This is a genomic window from Siminovitchia sediminis (assembly GCF_042680885.1).
Classification (GTDB): Bacteria; Bacillota; Bacilli; order Bacillales; family Bacillaceae_C; genus Siminovitchia; species Siminovitchia sediminis.
This window is the reverse complement of the sequence record NZ_JBHUEO010000073.1, coordinates 1-15,696: the sequence shown is the minus strand read 5'-3', so window position 1 is coordinate 15,696 and position 15,696 is coordinate 1. Positions and strand designations below refer to the sequence as shown.

General features: G+C 33.8%; 17 protein-coding genes. 10 read left to right on the top strand and 7 right to left on the bottom strand.

Features of this window, described 5'->3' with window-relative positions:
- Nucleotides 1-55 precede the first annotated feature (55 nt).
- The 5 genes from ACFSCZ_RS16795 to rpsI all read left to right on the top strand — a co-directional run bounded on the left by ACFSCZ_RS16795 (nt 56) and on the right by rpsI (nt 2,756).
- Nucleotides 56-1,465, top strand: a complete 1,410-nt coding sequence (locus tag ACFSCZ_RS16795; RefSeq protein ID WP_108897246.1) for a vWA domain-containing protein — start codon at nt 56-58, stop codon at nt 1,463-1,465.
- A 14-nt stretch (nt 1,466-1,479) separates the two neighbouring features.
- A complete protein-coding gene (locus ACFSCZ_RS16790; protein ID WP_108897247.1) occupies nt 1,480-1,692 on the top strand; it encodes a hypothetical protein in 213 nt (70 codons plus the stop codon).
- 137 nt (nt 1,693-1,829) lie between these two features.
- A complete protein-coding gene (locus tag ACFSCZ_RS16785) occupies nt 1,830-2,138 on the top strand; it encodes a hypothetical protein (RefSeq protein ID WP_108897248.1) in 309 nt (102 codons plus the stop codon).
- Nucleotides 2,139-2,305: 167 nt separating this feature from the next.
- Complete coding sequence (locus ACFSCZ_RS16780) at nt 2,306-2,485, top strand: hypothetical protein (RefSeq protein ID WP_041847455.1); 180 nt, start codon at nt 2,306-2,308, stop codon at nt 2,483-2,485.
- Between the two features lie 172 nt (nt 2,486-2,657).
- On the top strand, nt 2,658-2,756 hold the full coding sequence (gene rpsI, locus ACFSCZ_RS16775; RefSeq protein ID WP_380775584.1) for a 30S ribosomal protein S9: 99 nt from the start codon (nt 2,658-2,660) through the stop codon (nt 2,754-2,756).
- 69 nt (nt 2,757-2,825) lie between these two features.
- Here rpsI and ACFSCZ_RS16770 read toward each other — a convergent pair whose 3' ends face one another.
- From ACFSCZ_RS16770 to ACFSCZ_RS16740, 7 genes are all read right to left on the bottom strand, one after another.
- Entirely contained in the window at nt 2,826-3,866 is a 1,041-nt protein-coding gene (locus ACFSCZ_RS16770) for a site-specific integrase (protein ID WP_039234490.1), read from the bottom strand.
- Nucleotides 3,867-3,959: 93 nt separating this feature from the next.
- Nucleotides 3,960-4,157 (bottom strand): MerR family transcriptional regulator, encoded by a 198-nt coding sequence (locus ACFSCZ_RS16765; protein ID WP_028273283.1) that lies wholly within the window; start codon nt 4,155-4,157, stop codon nt 3,960-3,962.
- Nucleotides 4,158-4,190: 33 nt separating this feature from the next.
- Nucleotides 4,191-4,385: a hypothetical protein gene (locus ACFSCZ_RS16760; protein WP_028273282.1), complete on the bottom strand. Its 195-nt coding sequence runs from the start codon at nt 4,383-4,385 to the stop codon at nt 4,191-4,193.
- A 7-nt stretch (nt 4,386-4,392) separates the two neighbouring features.
- On the bottom strand, nt 4,393-4,881 hold the full coding sequence (locus ACFSCZ_RS16755) for a hypothetical protein (protein WP_145523540.1): 489 nt from the start codon (nt 4,879-4,881) through the stop codon (nt 4,393-4,395).
- A gap of 177 nt (nt 4,882-5,058) precedes the next feature.
- Nucleotides 5,059-5,550, bottom strand: a complete 492-nt coding sequence (locus ACFSCZ_RS16750) for a hypothetical protein (protein ID WP_145523541.1) — start codon at nt 5,548-5,550, stop codon at nt 5,059-5,061.
- Between the two features lie 226 nt (nt 5,551-5,776).
- A complete protein-coding gene (locus ACFSCZ_RS16745) occupies nt 5,777-7,078 on the bottom strand; it encodes a helicase HerA domain-containing protein (protein WP_380775567.1) in 1,302 nt (433 codons plus the stop codon).
- A 102-nt stretch (nt 7,079-7,180) separates the two neighbouring features.
- Nucleotides 7,181-7,540 carry a hypothetical protein gene (locus tag ACFSCZ_RS16740; RefSeq protein ID WP_145523543.1) on the bottom strand — a complete coding sequence of 120 codons (360 nt, stop codon included), beginning with the start codon at nt 7,538-7,540 and terminating at the stop codon, nt 7,181-7,183.
- A gap of 152 nt (nt 7,541-7,692) precedes the next feature.
- On the opposite strand from ACFSCZ_RS16740, the gene ACFSCZ_RS16735 reads away from it, so the two are divergent.
- The 5 genes from ACFSCZ_RS16735 (at nt 7,693) to ACFSCZ_RS16715 (ending at nt 15,139) form a co-directional block, all read left to right on the top strand.
- Nucleotides 7,693-8,424, top strand: coding sequence for a hypothetical protein (locus ACFSCZ_RS16735; RefSeq protein WP_380775564.1), 732 nt, complete (start codon nt 7,693-7,695; stop codon nt 8,422-8,424).
- Nucleotides 8,425-8,736: 312 nt separating this feature from the next.
- Complete coding sequence (gene radC / locus ACFSCZ_RS16730) at nt 8,737-9,180, top strand: RadC family protein (protein WP_380775562.1); 444 nt, start codon at nt 8,737-8,739, stop codon at nt 9,178-9,180.
- A gap of 154 nt (nt 9,181-9,334) precedes the next feature.
- The gene (locus tag ACFSCZ_RS16725; protein ID WP_380775560.1) at nt 9,335-11,383 is read left to right on the top strand and encodes a DNA methyltransferase; all 2,049 of its coding nucleotides are present in this window, start codon (nt 9,335-9,337) and stop codon (nt 11,381-11,383) included.
- 2 nt (nt 11,384-11,385) lie between these two features.
- Entirely contained in the window at nt 11,386-14,097 is a 2,712-nt protein-coding gene (locus tag ACFSCZ_RS16720; protein ID WP_380775558.1) for a DEAD/DEAH box helicase family protein, read from the top strand.
- Between the two features lie 37 nt (nt 14,098-14,134).
- A complete protein-coding gene (locus ACFSCZ_RS16715; protein ID WP_380775556.1) occupies nt 14,135-15,139 on the top strand; it encodes a hypothetical protein in 1,005 nt (334 codons plus the stop codon).
- Nucleotides 15,140-15,696 lie beyond the last annotated feature (557 nt).

Genomic DNA, 15,696 nt, shown 5'->3' with positions numbered 1-15,696 from the left:
GAGGGGAATTACCCCTCTTTTCTTGTTTTTCGATTAAAACAAAGGAGTGTTTCAGATGAAAAAGAAATCTAAGTTCAGCAAATACGAAGATCAGTCTACCATCAACATGGACAGTTTCGATAAACGGCGTTTCCATTCGATTTATGATAACTCGAAAGGGATGCAGGAACTTGCAAAATCCTATCCCGGGTTCGATCATCTGCTTGGAGATATGTGGGGAAGTCTTTACAAGATGAAACCTATTTTGAAGGAAGAAGTACCGGATCATCTTCAACAGAACCATGCGATCGTGGAACGGATGATGTCTGACGAGGACTTTGAACAGCACCGAATCCATACAAAACTGGATGAACTCACTTCCGCGATCGGCACGATGAAATTCGGGGAGGAAACGAAAAAGTGGATTGAACAACAGGAGCAAGAAAATGAACGAATGAAGGAACTCATGCAGCAGCTGCAAGACTTGAAAAATAATAATCCGGATGGGAGACAAGACCAACAGATTCAAGAAACATCGGCAGCCCTTAATCAGGAATTGAAGGATGCCCTTAATCAACCGGGGAACGGGTTCCAACAAGCCATGCAGCGGGCGATGAATGATACAAATGATTTGAAGGACAAAGTGAAATCCATGATCGGCGGCGGTTCCGGGAATGAAGAAGCGGAACTCAAAAAAGTACCGTTACGGGAACAGCTTGCATTGGCCGAAGCCTTGTCCAAAAACGATAAGCTAAAAATCGTGGCTGAATGGGCCGGACGGATGAAAGCTATTGCCCGGAAGAAGCAAAAGTCGAAGCATAGCGATTCCATCGATCGAAGCGGTGTTACCATTGGAAATGAGATTGAACGCCTGTTACCGTCAGAATTGGCACAATACGCGAATCCAATTACGAAATTGGACTTTGCACGCCGCCTGACGGAAGCTGAAACACTTGTCTATGACCAAAAAGGCAAGGAGACGCTTGGAAAAGGCCCTATTGTCCTTTGTTTGGATCAATCAGGCAGTATGAAAAACCTTGATTCACAAGCGAAAGGATTTGCCCTCGCACTCATGTGGATTGCTAAACGGCAGAAACGGGATTTTTGCTATATTCCATTTTCCAGTAGTTCCGAACAGCATATCTTTGAGAAGGGGAAAATCTCCATTCGGGATATGACGCGTTTTGCAACCAACTTTCTTGGTGGTGGAACTAATTTCCAAAATCCGTTGAATAGAGCTTTAGGTGTAATTAACCAAAGTCGTTTTGAAAAAGCGGACGTCATCTTTATTACGGATGGCGATGACCATGTAGGAGAAGAATTTATCGAAACCTTCAATGAGAAGAAGAAAGACAAGAAATTTAATGTCCTTTCCTTAGTGATCGGCCCTGAAAGATTTCATAATTACGTTAAACCTTTCTCTGATCAAATTGTAGGAATCGAGGATTTTACGGACGAAAAGGGATTTGCAGCATTTGAAATTTGATAGGAGGTTTAATGATGAGGGAATTTAAAAAAGGGAAAGAATTATGGAATACAATTGAAGAAGCTGCCCGTCAAAAACATGGTGTCGGTAAAGAATACGAATTAACTATGGCTGATTTAGGCAGCCCCGAAAAAAGAGTTTTAGGACGGTGTGTATACCGATTAAATAATAAGGAAAATCCTGCTGAAACATATGCAGGCTATGTCACCTTTGACCCTTATAAATAAGTTCGTAAACGCGTCACTCATATGGGTGGCGTGTTTTTGTTTTTTCGGAACTTATCAAACCTTTATTCGTCATGTGTAATTAAGATAGACAATTACCCTTTTTGTGTATAAAAATAAAAAGAAAGGAATGTTATGAAATGAATGTAATTCATCCTAAAAAAGTCATGGCTGTATTCACGCCCCTATATCAAAAATTAGTAAAAAACAAGTCATCCGAGATCCATCAGAAAATCGAGGTGAAAGATACAGACTGTACCTTAGTAATGTCCATTTATGAAAATCAACGGCCTTCACATGAGGTATTGGACAATCTTTTTCTTTGGGCGATCACTCATAACAAAGTAGACTTGATAGAAAAAATTATCGAATTTGCAATGCCTCATGAAAAGGTAAGGGGGGCTGACAATGGATGGTGCAATAGTGACAGTGTTCTGCCTCCGATGTAAGAGGAGTATTATATGAACGAGTAAGATTTCCCTTTTAGTACGCGGTTCGGCCTTAACTTTCACCAATCAAAATGAGGAATTTAAACTGCTTTGAAACATCTTTCAAATGCCTTATAATAAAATGTAATTTATAGAACAGTTTTTGGAGTTGGAAGAAGGTGTTTCAAGTGGGAAAGGTTGTTCCATTCCGGACAAGGGAAGAATGGGAAATCGAAAAGCAAGAAAAAATGAAAGCAGAATGGGAAGCCTATTTGGAATGGGAGGAAGAAACATTAAGAAAAACCCGTGAAGAAAGAGAAATGGCTAAATCAAAGCTGCTAAATGAATTATTGGATGATGAGGACTAAAAAGAACATCCCCCTGAAACAAAGGATGTTCTTTTGCTTTACATATAATCTTTTGTGACTGGAATCGAGGGTCCGTGACTGGACAGTGACTGGAAAAAGCATATAATTTTATAGGAAATCATCGAAATGCCTTTTCGTAAACGATCAGATTCCTTTGCTATGACGGCAATCCATCGAAGCTGATATAAAAATATCTCTAAGTAGCACAAAAGAGCGTAAGAAATACGGTCTTAAGTCTGCTCGTCGTGCACCACAGTTCTCAAAACGTTAATAGAAACATTGGTATATCAATGTTTGCAGAGCTTTTTTGGTTCAAGTTGGTTCAAATCAGCTTGAACCCTTATAAAGCACTTAACAGATTTAAAGCATCGGCATCTTGCTGGTGCTTTTTTTCTGGCATTAATTCCAGATAATAATTTTGTGTAGTTTGTATGTTTATGTGTCCTAATCGTTTAGATACATATGCAATATCTATGTCTTGAGAAAATAGAAATGATGCATGAGTATCTCTCAAACCGTGAAATGTTGTTTTTTCAATGTTTAACTTCTTCAATAACTCTGCTAATTGTTCCGACTGTTTAAAACCGCCAAAGCTGAAAATATAACCGTTCTCTTTAACAGGAATTTTACGAATGAGTTCATATACCTCTTTGTTAATAGAAACATCACGTTTTGCATTTTGTGTTTTTAATGAAGTATCATCAGAAGTAGGACTGATCGAATGTCTAACCCTTATTCCGTATTCATAAAGACTCTCTGGGCGTATTGCTAACAGTTCTCCACGTCGCATCCCCGTTTCTAATGCAAGTAATACAAGCAAGTTAAATTCGTCTTCTGGATGCTGTAAAACGTAATTACGAAGTTTTCTAAAATCGGTGATAGATAATGCTTTATTACGTTTAGGTGGATTCTCTCCACGTGTTTTTACTAAACGAGCAAAATCATTTGCAATATAGCCACGAGCATATGCATCACGTAAAGATGTTTTAATTTTAAGAAGAACCTCATGTGTTGTTTTTCGAGAATGTGTCTTGGCATACTCATCAATCTTCTTCTGAACAACAATATCATTTAAATCTTTTAATTGGATATCTTGAAATAAGTTTCTAATAACCCCTAAAGTACGAACATAATTTTGAAATGTTGTTTCCTTAACATCATTAATCTTTACAAGATATATCCAGTTCTCGAAGAAATCTGCAAATGTTGTTGTTCTGTGAGCGAGTTCTTTACCTTCTCCTTTCGCTAATTCCATTTCTAAAGCCCAAAGTTTAGCTTCCTTTTTTGTTGGAAAAGTTTTAGTAAGTTTTTTATGTTTTCCATGTTTGTATAAAGAGACTTGAGCTCTATATGATTTTCCTCTTTTTACAATACTAGCCATACTATCAATTCCTTTCAAAAATAAAGTTGATAGATGCTAGTTGAATACATCTGTATTGTATTCTGAAACTAACATCTTATCAACTGTCACATTTTAAACGGAGTGTTTTTCGATAAAGTGTATTAAAGACTTCATTGTGTAGCGTTCGCGCTTACCAATCATGAAACGATCTAGCTCTTCATGTGGCCGAATATATTTATCAAAAGACTTTGGGTCTATACCTAAAAAATCTGATGCTTGTTCCCTTGTTAAAAGATATGGATAATCCTTTGTAGCCATGTTTGTGCTCATGTGGCATCATCTCCTTTATGCTGAGATTTATTTTTAAAATTTATTTAGTTCTTTTAGTGCTTGTTCAGCATCATATTTGATTTGTCCTAAAATATCTTCTGGTGTATAGTTGCTATTTTGGTAATCAGAATGATTATCCGTTTTATTAATCGTTCCTTTACCGTCCCGGAAAAAATCTACTATTTCTACAATGTGTTGTATATGTTCTTTTAATTTCGGAAAACTCATTTAACTATCATCCTTCCCACGGTTTACCTTCTAATTGGTAAAGTGTCTTATATTTATTTAACCAAGATATATGGTCATCATTGGGTTCGAATTCTTCATAGTACTGTTTATATAAATAATCTATTAATTCTTTTGCTGTATTACCTCCCCATATTTGTTGAACTTTCCACAATGTGGGGAGTAGCCCAGACCCCTTAATTAGATGGTCTATTGATTGTTGTAACAAATTGTTTCGTGGAGATGGTGACTCAAAGTGAAAGTCCTTCTCATCTAATAGTTCAAGCATTAATCTAGTTATCTTATGAGGTCGATTAGAATTAACATAAAAGAGCATATAGCGATCAAGTAGAGCACTAATAATTACATTTTTAAGCTGTTCATCTGTACTACATTTTTTGATTGCATCTGTTAATTGATGGGCATAATCGCCAGAAAACTCTGCTTCAACACGTGTCCAGTCATCCACTTCTTTGGCGATATGTCGCATGTGCTTCATGATAGTTGTTCCTCTTTTTTGTCATAAATGCGTAAATGCACTTTTGTATTTCTGCTTTTTGCCCCGATATACAATGTTTGTGCCTGAAAGTCTTTAGATACGTCGGATACTTTTGAGTTGTTTCTTTTATATGGCTTGTTTTTGTTATCTTCAATAACTTTTTGTAGATAACTTTTATTAGTACTTCCCATAGCGTATTTCAGTCCTTCCTTCTTCTATTGAGCGTTTCAATTTAGCAATGTTAATATTTTCATTAATAAAGTCACAACAGATATCAATTCTTGAAAGTCTTAAACTATATTCATCCGAATCAATCATTTTTAAAAAGGTGTGTAAATGAATAGGTTCATTGAATTCTTCTTCAAATCGCTTCCGATATTCATGCCATGCGTATGCACTATATTTGACAATCACACCCATTTTCGTAAATGCTTCATGATAAGCGATACAGAAATAAAAAGGTGCATTGATGAATGAGTAACCTATTGTGTAGCCTTCTGGTAGCTTAACGTCAGCTTCACCGAAGTTGTCAAATAGCTTATGCATCTTAGATTTAATCAAGAAAGTACTTATTAGACTTTTTGCTACCCAGTCACGCCATTCATCAAAGTCAAACACGCCTGTAGCTTGTAATACGAGTGTAAATTGGTCAATATCTGGTTTAATCATGTTCTATTCACTCCTTTTGCTAAGAATACTTTAGGTAAAGTTTTCTTGGTGTATAAGCCTATAAGAATAGGCTTTGGTGTGGGTTTTGCTCCTGACTGGAGCTGGGGTGATTACCTGCACCCCAGCTCTCCTAAAGGTGTAAAGCACGGAGCGGAACCTTCCCCGCCTGAACGGCGGGTCCCCTTCCACTCTTTGTGCCGTCGCTCCTTAGGAAAAGCTAGGTGCTTCAATTCAAAAAGCTACAGTATGGAACGGTCAACAACCGTGGCTTGTCTGCACTTGCTAGCCCTGGAAAACTGTAAATCCCTTGACCAGCAGTAAATTGAACTGGCGGTATATCTACACCAGAAGAAAACAGAGTTCTATAGGTTTGCTCATCACTATCACCTAAAGCAATCTTCAAAACGAGCTGTTCTCTAATCGCTGTTGGCATCGTCTGTGCGTTCATTTGTTGTGTAGCGACCCACAGAATACACCCTAATTGACGACCCATGAAAGCAACATCAGATAGTATGCTATCGACTTCATCACGTTCTTTTTTCGCTAAAGTCTTCCATGACTCTCTTAATGCCCCGAATTCATCTATGAGTAAAATTAAAGCTGGTAAACCAGCATCCCTATACGTTTTGTTACGATTTGATATGAAATAGTCTTGTAGTTCATCTTGTCGTATTTTCATACGCTCATGAAATTGCTTAATCAATTCAATCGCATTTGTTTTATCGCCAGTTCGCTCATCACCAATGGTACGTTTAGCCATTTGGTAAACGTCAGTGCGCTTTGGATCAATTATGAATAACTCATGACTGACCTTTTTTGATAATACTTGTTCAACTAGCATTTGAATAAAAAACGATTTTCCACTACCTGTTTGACCGACTAAACCCATATGATGAAACGGTACTGTTGCACGCTCATCTAGACGTAGGGCGTAATCGTCTGCTGTCTTATTTGACCATTCAATCAAGTCACTTGCTGATTTAATCTTTAGTTGTTTATGTGAATCAACTGAATAAAATTCGTAGATATACCAGTCGCGATCTTTTGATAAGTACTTGCGCTCGCTTACGTAACCTTTTAAAGCTGAATCAATCCGCATATCTTCAAGTTTCTTGTCGAACTTTATTGTATTATTAATAAAAACTTTTCCAGACTGTCTTGTTCGATTATCATCAAATGTTATTTTGATTTTTGGTAAAGTAACTAAACGATTGTCAAACTCCCGTTCATCTTCAAATCTCGCGTCTTTAATATGTCTTCTTATTCGCTTAGTCATCAAGTAATAATGCAGAGAAAAAAATAGACCAAACCACAGTTTATTGCGAATTGACCAATTAACAAACAAAGTAAATACCATCAGACCAACAGGAATCAAGAAGATTTTTGATTCGATTTGTGGAAGCTGTATTATCGTTATTTGTTCAACAATCAATGGATACAGTTTATAAAAGAAAAACCATAAGATAAGAAAAAATCCAATGAATAAAAATGAAATAAAACCACGTTGCATTCTATATGTTTTCTTCATGCAAACCACATCCTACTATCGTGGTTCCGCCCCTTGTCAGGGGCGGTCACAGGTATAATAATGTATTTGTTGATAGGAAGGGAACTTATTGCCCTTCATTCTTTATTTTGGTGGAATAATGTCTACATCTTCTGCTTTGACGGAAAGTTCACTCATGAATGTTCCATACACAGAAGCTGTTGGATTCACAAATGTGATTTTACTGAACTTTTTATACTCTTTTGGAGGTTTAGGCACCTTTACAATAACTTGCTCGCCTGCATTAAGGTCAGGTGCTACATCCTCGCCTTTGTATTCTGTTCGGTCGGTTGCAATTACTGTTTTATACTTAGTGCCTACGACTTTAGGATTCTTTCCGTCCGCATCATATTCAAGCCAGTCCGCATGTGACATCACTCGTACGTCCTTGTCTTTGAAAAATGCCTCACAGTCAAAGCGATTGAACTCTCGTAGTTTCTTCATCTGAAACTTTCATCCTCTCGATATCTTTTTGAAAGCATTGCGCAATTAACTTTCTAATTCAATTGTAAGGCATCTGATTTTCTATAACTAATGAAGAAAAATGCTATAATGGCTGATATAATAGCGTTATTTATTGTGAGGTGTGAATTTAAATGTGGATATTTACTAAAGAGGAAGAATTAAATTCTGAACAGATAAAAGAATTGAAGAATCAATGGTTCACTATGGAAGAGGCAATTGAGGAATTATCATTTGACGGAAAAAATTATTCAGAATCATCTTTTCGTAGAGATGCAGCTAAAGTTAATACTAATAAAGAGTTTGCCCAAATTGGAAAGCCTATGGTAAAAGAGGAGAAGTTGGGAGGTAAAGGGCGACCAAGAAAAGTGTATAATCGTGCATTTGTTGAAGCACTTCGAACATTTGCAATAAGCGATTCTTATAAACAAGTCGAGGAGGAACCTATTGAATTCTTTATAAACAATGAATGGAAAGACATGATTAAAGGTAAATTCCAAAAAACATTGAAAGACTATAAAGTTGAACAAAAGTACATCAATATCATTGTTGAAGAACTTTTAAGTATAGTTAATGATGATATTATGCAAAATTGCAATGCTTTAGTTGGACAAAATAAATTATTGGTACATCAAAATAAAAAATTAGAAGATACCAAGGAATATTATATTTCTCTACACCGAGGTGTTGAAGAGAACGCAAATATATTAAATAACATTGCCAATCATATAAAAAACGATATTTCTGAATCCTCTTCAGCATTAAGTAGAAAAGAGGTTTATCACTTGGATCAAACACTTAAAGTAAATAACAAGTTAGATGAAATACTGAAATTATTGAAGGAAACTAAAAGCGATAGGCCTTAAAATAGATGTCTCTATTAATCATCCTTTTCAGCCCCCCTAATTATAATCTTCTAATTCGTCTGTAAAGCAGAGACGAATTAGAAGATTAAGTAAAGGGTCTTCGTTCTTCGGATGTTATGAGTCAGCCAAGTAGGATAAGGGTGCGTAAGAAAGCAATTAACGCTTTTAACGCACCCTAATTCATTGGGCTTCCCCAAAACATATACGAATCACTTGATAGCTTTGCTACTTGCGCCACTTGACATTAATCGATGCGAAGATTCTCTCTGTGGTGACCAAAAAGGTCAAAAAATAATAGAGAGGTTGATCTAGATGGAAACCATTTTAGAGATTGTACGCATTGAGCAAGTAATTCGAGAGGCAGAAGAAGGAGTTAATTACATTATTCGCAGTCCAGAAGATGGAGCAAAAATAGCATCTCGCTTTATTGGTCGTGATGATCGAGAAGTGTTTTTTGTTATGTGTTTAAATACGAAAAACAATGTTGTTGCAGTTCACCGTTGTCATGTTGGTTCATTGAATGCCTCACTAGTTCATCCACGCGAGGTGTTTAAATCAGCAATCCTCAATAACGCAGCAAGTGTCATTGTAGCGCATCAGCATCCAAGTGGTGATATAACACCATCGATAGAAGACATTAACGTTACAAAGAGATTAGTCGAGGCTGGGAAGTTACTAGGTATCGAAGTGCTCGATCACTTGGTAGTAAATAGTGACAACAGTTTTACTAGCTTAAAAGAAAGGGGTTATATTTAAAAGGGAGGAATAACTCCCTTTTTTCTTCAAGATTATTGGAGCAAGTTCATTATATGATAGAATATTACAGAGAAGATATGATAAAAAAGGTACCAACATACTTGAATTTAATAATATTCATTAATATATAAAATGCCTTAAGGAGTGAAAGGGTATGGAAACAAAAATTAACAGAGAAATTAGAAGCGTATTAGAAAAATTTGGCGATAAATATTTTATTGACGATAATGTTAATAAAAGTAAGGTAATTCAAGACTTAGATATGTATGATAAACCTTTGTTAAGCGAATTCATTCACAACGAAACAATTAAAGAAAACTTTACTATTGATATAGAAGGAAATATTGTTTTACAGACAAATAAATTGATAGAATTATTCGAAGCGGATGAATACTGGCAAGACTCTTATACAAAGTTCTCGAAAAAAATCGGTTTAACAGTAAACGGTAAATTCATTGATGAATCGACGGATGTCGTGTTAGATTTTCCATACAAAGATACTGTTTTGAAAGCAAGTATGTCTAAAGAAGATACGGATAAAGATGATTTAAAGCCAGATGAGGTATTCTTAAATGAAGTCATTGCAAAAGAAGAAATTGATGTTTTATTAGATAAGAAAATATTAGTAAACGCAAAGAAATATAGTCAAGATGGTGTTGAGGAAATTGATAATTTTAATGAAGATGATAATCTGATAATAAAAGGGAATAACTTACTTGCACTACATACGTTAAAAGAAAAATATGCTGGAAAAGTAAAATTAATTTATATTGATCCACCATATAACACTGGCAGTGATAGCTTTAAGTATAATGACAAATTCAATCATTCGACATGGTTAACGTTTATGAAGAATAGATTAGAAATCGCGAGCAACTTATTATCAAATAATGGTTGTATATGGATTCAATTAGATGATAATGAAATAGCCCATGCAAAGGTTTTGTGTGATGAAATATTTGGTGAGAGGAATTTTATAAATTTAATTACTCTAAAAACTAAAACAGCAGGAGTATCAGGAAGTTCATTAGGGAAAAGTTTTATTGATTCATCTGAATATTTATTAGTGTATGCAAAAGATAAAGAAGTCTTTAGAATGAACAATATTACTATAAATTATCCTTTAATGAAAGTAATCGATGATTATAAGAAGCAAGGCATTAGTTGGAAATACACAACAGTATTTGTTGAATTAGGAGAAAGAGAATATTTAACTAAAACTAAAGATGGTTCAAATAACGACATTTTGGTTTATACTCATAAAAATTATGTCAGAAAAAGTATTAACGAATTAATGAAAGAGGAGAATTTAACTGAAGAAGAAGTATACGAAAAGTATATAGACCGTATCTGTACTTCAGAAAATGCCCAAACTTCAATAAGACAAAGAGTACAAGAAGTTACAGGAAACGAAGATGAACTGATCTCAATTGATTACGTTCCAGTAAGTGGTAGAAATAAAGGTAAATTAACTACTTTATATTTTATTGGTAGTAAAAAGAGATTAGTTAGTTGGTTGAATGTGTTGTGTTATAAAGAAAATAATAAAATTTATAAGAAGGAAAGAGTTAGTACTATATGGGATCATATAAATTGGAATAATGTTAATAAAGAAGGAAATGTGAATTTCCCATCAGGACAAAAACCTGAAGAATTAATTAAATTAATTTTAGAAAGTAATACTAACGAAAATGATATAGTACTTGATTTCTTTATGGGTTCAGCAACTACACAAGCTGTTGCACATAAAATGAAACGACAATATATAGGAATAGAACAGATGGATTATATTCAAGACATGTCAGTATTTCGTTTACAAGAAGTCGTGAAAGGTGACCAATCTGGGATTTCAAAAAGTGTGAATTGGGAAGGCGGAGGAACTTTTGTATATGCCGAATTAATGGAGAAAAATCGTGGTTTCTTAAAAACTATTAGAGATGCAAAAGATCAAAGTCATTTACGTAGGGTATTGGATTTTATGCTAGAAGAAGCTGAGATTGATTTTAAAGTTGATTTAGAGAAAGTAAAAGAAAGTTTACATGAATTATCATTAGACGACCAGAAACGAACTTTAATCAAAATTATTGATAAAAATCAACTTTACTATAATTACTCGGAGATCGACGATGACAATGTCCGTGATTTAATTTCTGATAATGATTATGCATTTAATAAAAGTTTTTATGAAGGAAGAGGTGAATAATATTGTCTAAGAGAAAGAAAAGTAAACAATTACCTTTACCTTTATATGATGAATTAAAAGGACTTGATGAAAGCTTATTTAATGAAGAAGTAGCATGGAGCACGCCAAATTATATTACTGAAAATTTGATTCATACATTTAGGTATTACCAAAGTACAGCACTTAGATTTTTTCATTACTCTCAAGTCGGTAAAGAATTTCGTTATAGAAATATAAACCATGTCTTATTTAATATGGCAACAGGTAGTGGGAAAACTGATTTAATGGCAGGATTAATATTGTATTTATTTCACGAGTATGGATATCAAAACTTTTTATTTTTAGTAAATACCAATGGTGTTTTAAATAAGACTATCGATAACTTAACTAACAGATCTTCTGATAAATATTTATATACAGAAAAAATAGAAATCGAAGGAAATAGAATTGAAATACAAAAAATAAATTCCTTTCCAAAAAATCAAAGTAAAAACACGATTTATTTAAAACTAGCAACTGTTCAGAGTGTTGCTTCTGATATTTACACGCAAAAAGAGAATTCAATGGGCGAAGAAGATTATGCTAAAAATAAAGTTGTGATATTAGGTGATGAAGCTCATCATTTTTCCGCATCAACAAAAACAGAAAAAGAAACAGAACAATCATGGGAAAAAGCAATTTCTACAATTTTAAATGCTAGAGAGGATAATCGATTGTTAGAATTTACAGCAACGATTGATCTTGAAAATAAAAATATTTATGAAAAATATAAGGATAAAGTGTTATACCGTTATACATTAGACCGGTTTATTCAGGATAAATATTCAAAGAATGTAAAAAGAATACAATCAAGTAATACCGATATAGATAATATGCTTAATGTTGTTTTATTAAGTGAATATCGAAGAAGATATGCTTTGGAAAAGCATAAAACATACATAAAGCCCGTGGTCATGTTCAAATCACAGCGAATAGATGCATCTAATGAAGCAAACGAGAAATTTAATGATTTAATAGATACTTTAACCGTGGCTTCGTTGAAAGAATTTCTTAATAGACAAGCACAGATTGTTACAGATGAGGATAGTGAAACTTTAGCTTTAGCTAATCAGTACTATAGAGAAAACCATGAAAACCTATCTGAAATTGTACGTGATATAAAACGAGAGTTTGCTCCTAGCCGAATTATTAATGCAAATGATACCAGTCAATCAGGTATTTTAGAAAAAGGACATTATGAAGCGTTAAATAGTTTAGAAAGCCCTACAAATTTATATCGCGTGGTTTTCGCGGTTGCTAAACTAACTGAGGGTTGGGATGTTCTTAATTTATACGACATCGTTCGTTTAAGTGATGATCCAAAGGTTTCAGGTACAAAAGCAACAACGATGTCAGAAGCACAATTAATTGGGCGAGGTGCAAGGTATAATCCGTTTTTATTAAATGGAGAGCGGTCGTATCAGAGAAGGTTCGAAGATGATAGTGTAGAAAGTTTAATCCTAGAAACAATACACTATCATACGATCAATGAACCACAATACCTTAAGAATCTTGTAGACTCCTTGAATGAAATGAATTTACCAACGGGTAAAGATACTAAGAATCCTTTACTTGATGTTAAAGTTAAAAGTGGATTCAAAAAGACAAATGTTTGGAAGTACGGGAAAGTTTATTATAATAAAACCATTGAAGTTAGTGATGACTATTACAGTTCGTTGGACAAATATGGAGTCGATAATAAAAGCGATATTGTCATCCCATATATCTCCTCTATGCAAGAATTAGGATATAGAGATGGAGAAATTAGAGAAGATTATTCAAATGCGTATAATCTCACTGTTGTATTTGACCAGCGATATTTATTTAAAGTAATGAACCGTATCTCATTTTATCACTTTAATAATTTGAAAAAATATATCCCCTTATTGAGAACGAGAGAAGAATTCTTAGGGGAAAATTGGCTTAATATTTACAATCGAACGGTTTATGTAACAGTGCCTCGTACAATGGGAAGTGATGCTTTAACTCCGAACGAAAAGCTGCATATATTGGAAAGGTACTTTCTGAAAATTGCAAAACAAATTAAATCGGGTTATAGCAAGAAACGCGGTACGGGTGAATTTATCGGTTATCCTATTAAAGAATATATCTCAAATTATCGTAAACGTGTCCCAAATTATGATACTTCTAAAATGGTACTTGACGGGAATCCACAGAACGTACAACGTTACGAAATTAAAGAAGATTACTTTGTATATGATTCGGCAATTATAAACTTAACTGAAAGACAGTTAATTGATAAGATAGCTGAGCGTATCCCGGAATTAAAGGAAAAGTATGAAGATGTATATTTAATTCGAATGGATGAAAATATGCATAGAGAATCTGCAAAAAATCATAAGTTAAAGCTCCACCAATTTGGTCATGGGCATGATGAGATACATTTAGAAGGATTCCAACCAGATTTTATCTTATACCTAAAAAATGCAGACTACTTCGTACAAATTTTCATTGAACCAAAAGGAAGAAATATCGAAGAAGAACAATGGAAAGAAGATTTACTTACCTATATTAATGAACATGAAGCTGAAATTATTTTTGAGGACGAAACAGAGGATGTAAAAATAAAAGGTGTTAAATTCTATACAATGAATGATGAACGAAGCACAATAAAACAAATTGGTGAAATAGCACTTGGCAAAGAATTTAAAGGATTGAGTGTTGAGGAAATATAGAATATAGCTATGTGGAAAATAGGAGGTTAAAATACGATTGGCAGAGTCATTTATTTCTCCATATTTACCTGAGGATTTTATTTCTAAACATAAATTGTTATTATTTTTTAATGATATAATTGCTGATATATTAATAAAAGCAGATGAATATGATTTGTCTTCCAAAAAAATAGAGATAGAAAATAATAAAATTATACCAGATGATATCGAGAGTCCATTAGATTGGCTTATAGAGAATGGATATAAAAATGTTGCTTACGACTCTACAAAAGCACATGTATTCTTTAGTATTTTAACTGACTTCATATATTACATGCATGAATCTTTTAGTTGTTCGGAAAGAGGGAAAATAACGGTTGCTTATTCTATAAGTAGAAAGCCAATAAAAGACAACTTGTTTTATTTATGTTGGTTATTAGTTGATTCTGAGGAATTAATTACAAATATTCTTTATAAGAAACCTCAAGACTTCGATGTATCAAGAATGGGCATTGAAATGAAGGAAGATATTTTTAGAAAAGCAGGTCAAAAAATTGAATTTCCAATGGATACAGATCTTTTAGTTGATGTGATATATAATAAAGCATCCTCAAAAGGATTATCCAGTATATGGGATCAATCCTTACATATAATTACAGCTAACAAAAGATACCCAACAAGTGTGGGGAATTTAAATTTTATTTTTGCTGATGAAAAAGTATGGCAGGAACATTGGAAAACGTATTATGATAAAATCACCTATATAATGACTTTTATGATAGAAGTATCAATCGCTTTATTTGAAGAAATATTTAATGCAGATGAGGATACCAAAACAATCAATAGTCTTGTAAGAAATATGAAGTATGATTTGACTTTTTCAAAGGAATTTAATGCTAAAACGTATACGGATTTATTCGAGGTTTTATCATTTACTTGTGATGAATGTTTGAAAGAATATGAATTAAAAAATGGTGTGTTAATGGAATTTATTTATGATTATTTATTTACTTGTCCTTATTGTTCACATATGGAACGTGTTGGACAATATTATATAGTATAAAAACCTTAATATAATCATTGTATTCAACTAGCATCTAAAAAACTTTGGTTCAAGTTGGTTCAAATCACATCAATTTTTATACAGATTTATACTTTTGTATCCATTTATATGTTGGTAAGTTATTGATATAAAAGGATTTATAAGGACTGGGTATCCTTATAAATAGAAAGTATATTTCTCAAAACGTTAATATATATCAACATGTCAAAGGCTCTTTTCACTTTTGTGGGAAGGGTCTTTTTTATGTGCAAAACCACAAGATATTTTACGAACTATATGATTTTGTAAAAGTGTCATCGCATGTGTTTTTCATCGGTGTTAAAACGGAAGTGATGATGAAAAAAACCAAATGAAGGAATGTGAATATTGCCATGGGATAGAGCCAGCTTTGCCATCTTTTTGAGCCACTTGTGACATAAAATAGAGCCACCTATGACATGGGTGAGCCACTTAGTGATTAAAGACATTCCCCCTGCCGGGGGAATGTCTTTAATCACTAAAATGGAATTATCCCTAACTCATATTCAAGTTCCATTTTTTCACGCCTCAACTGATCA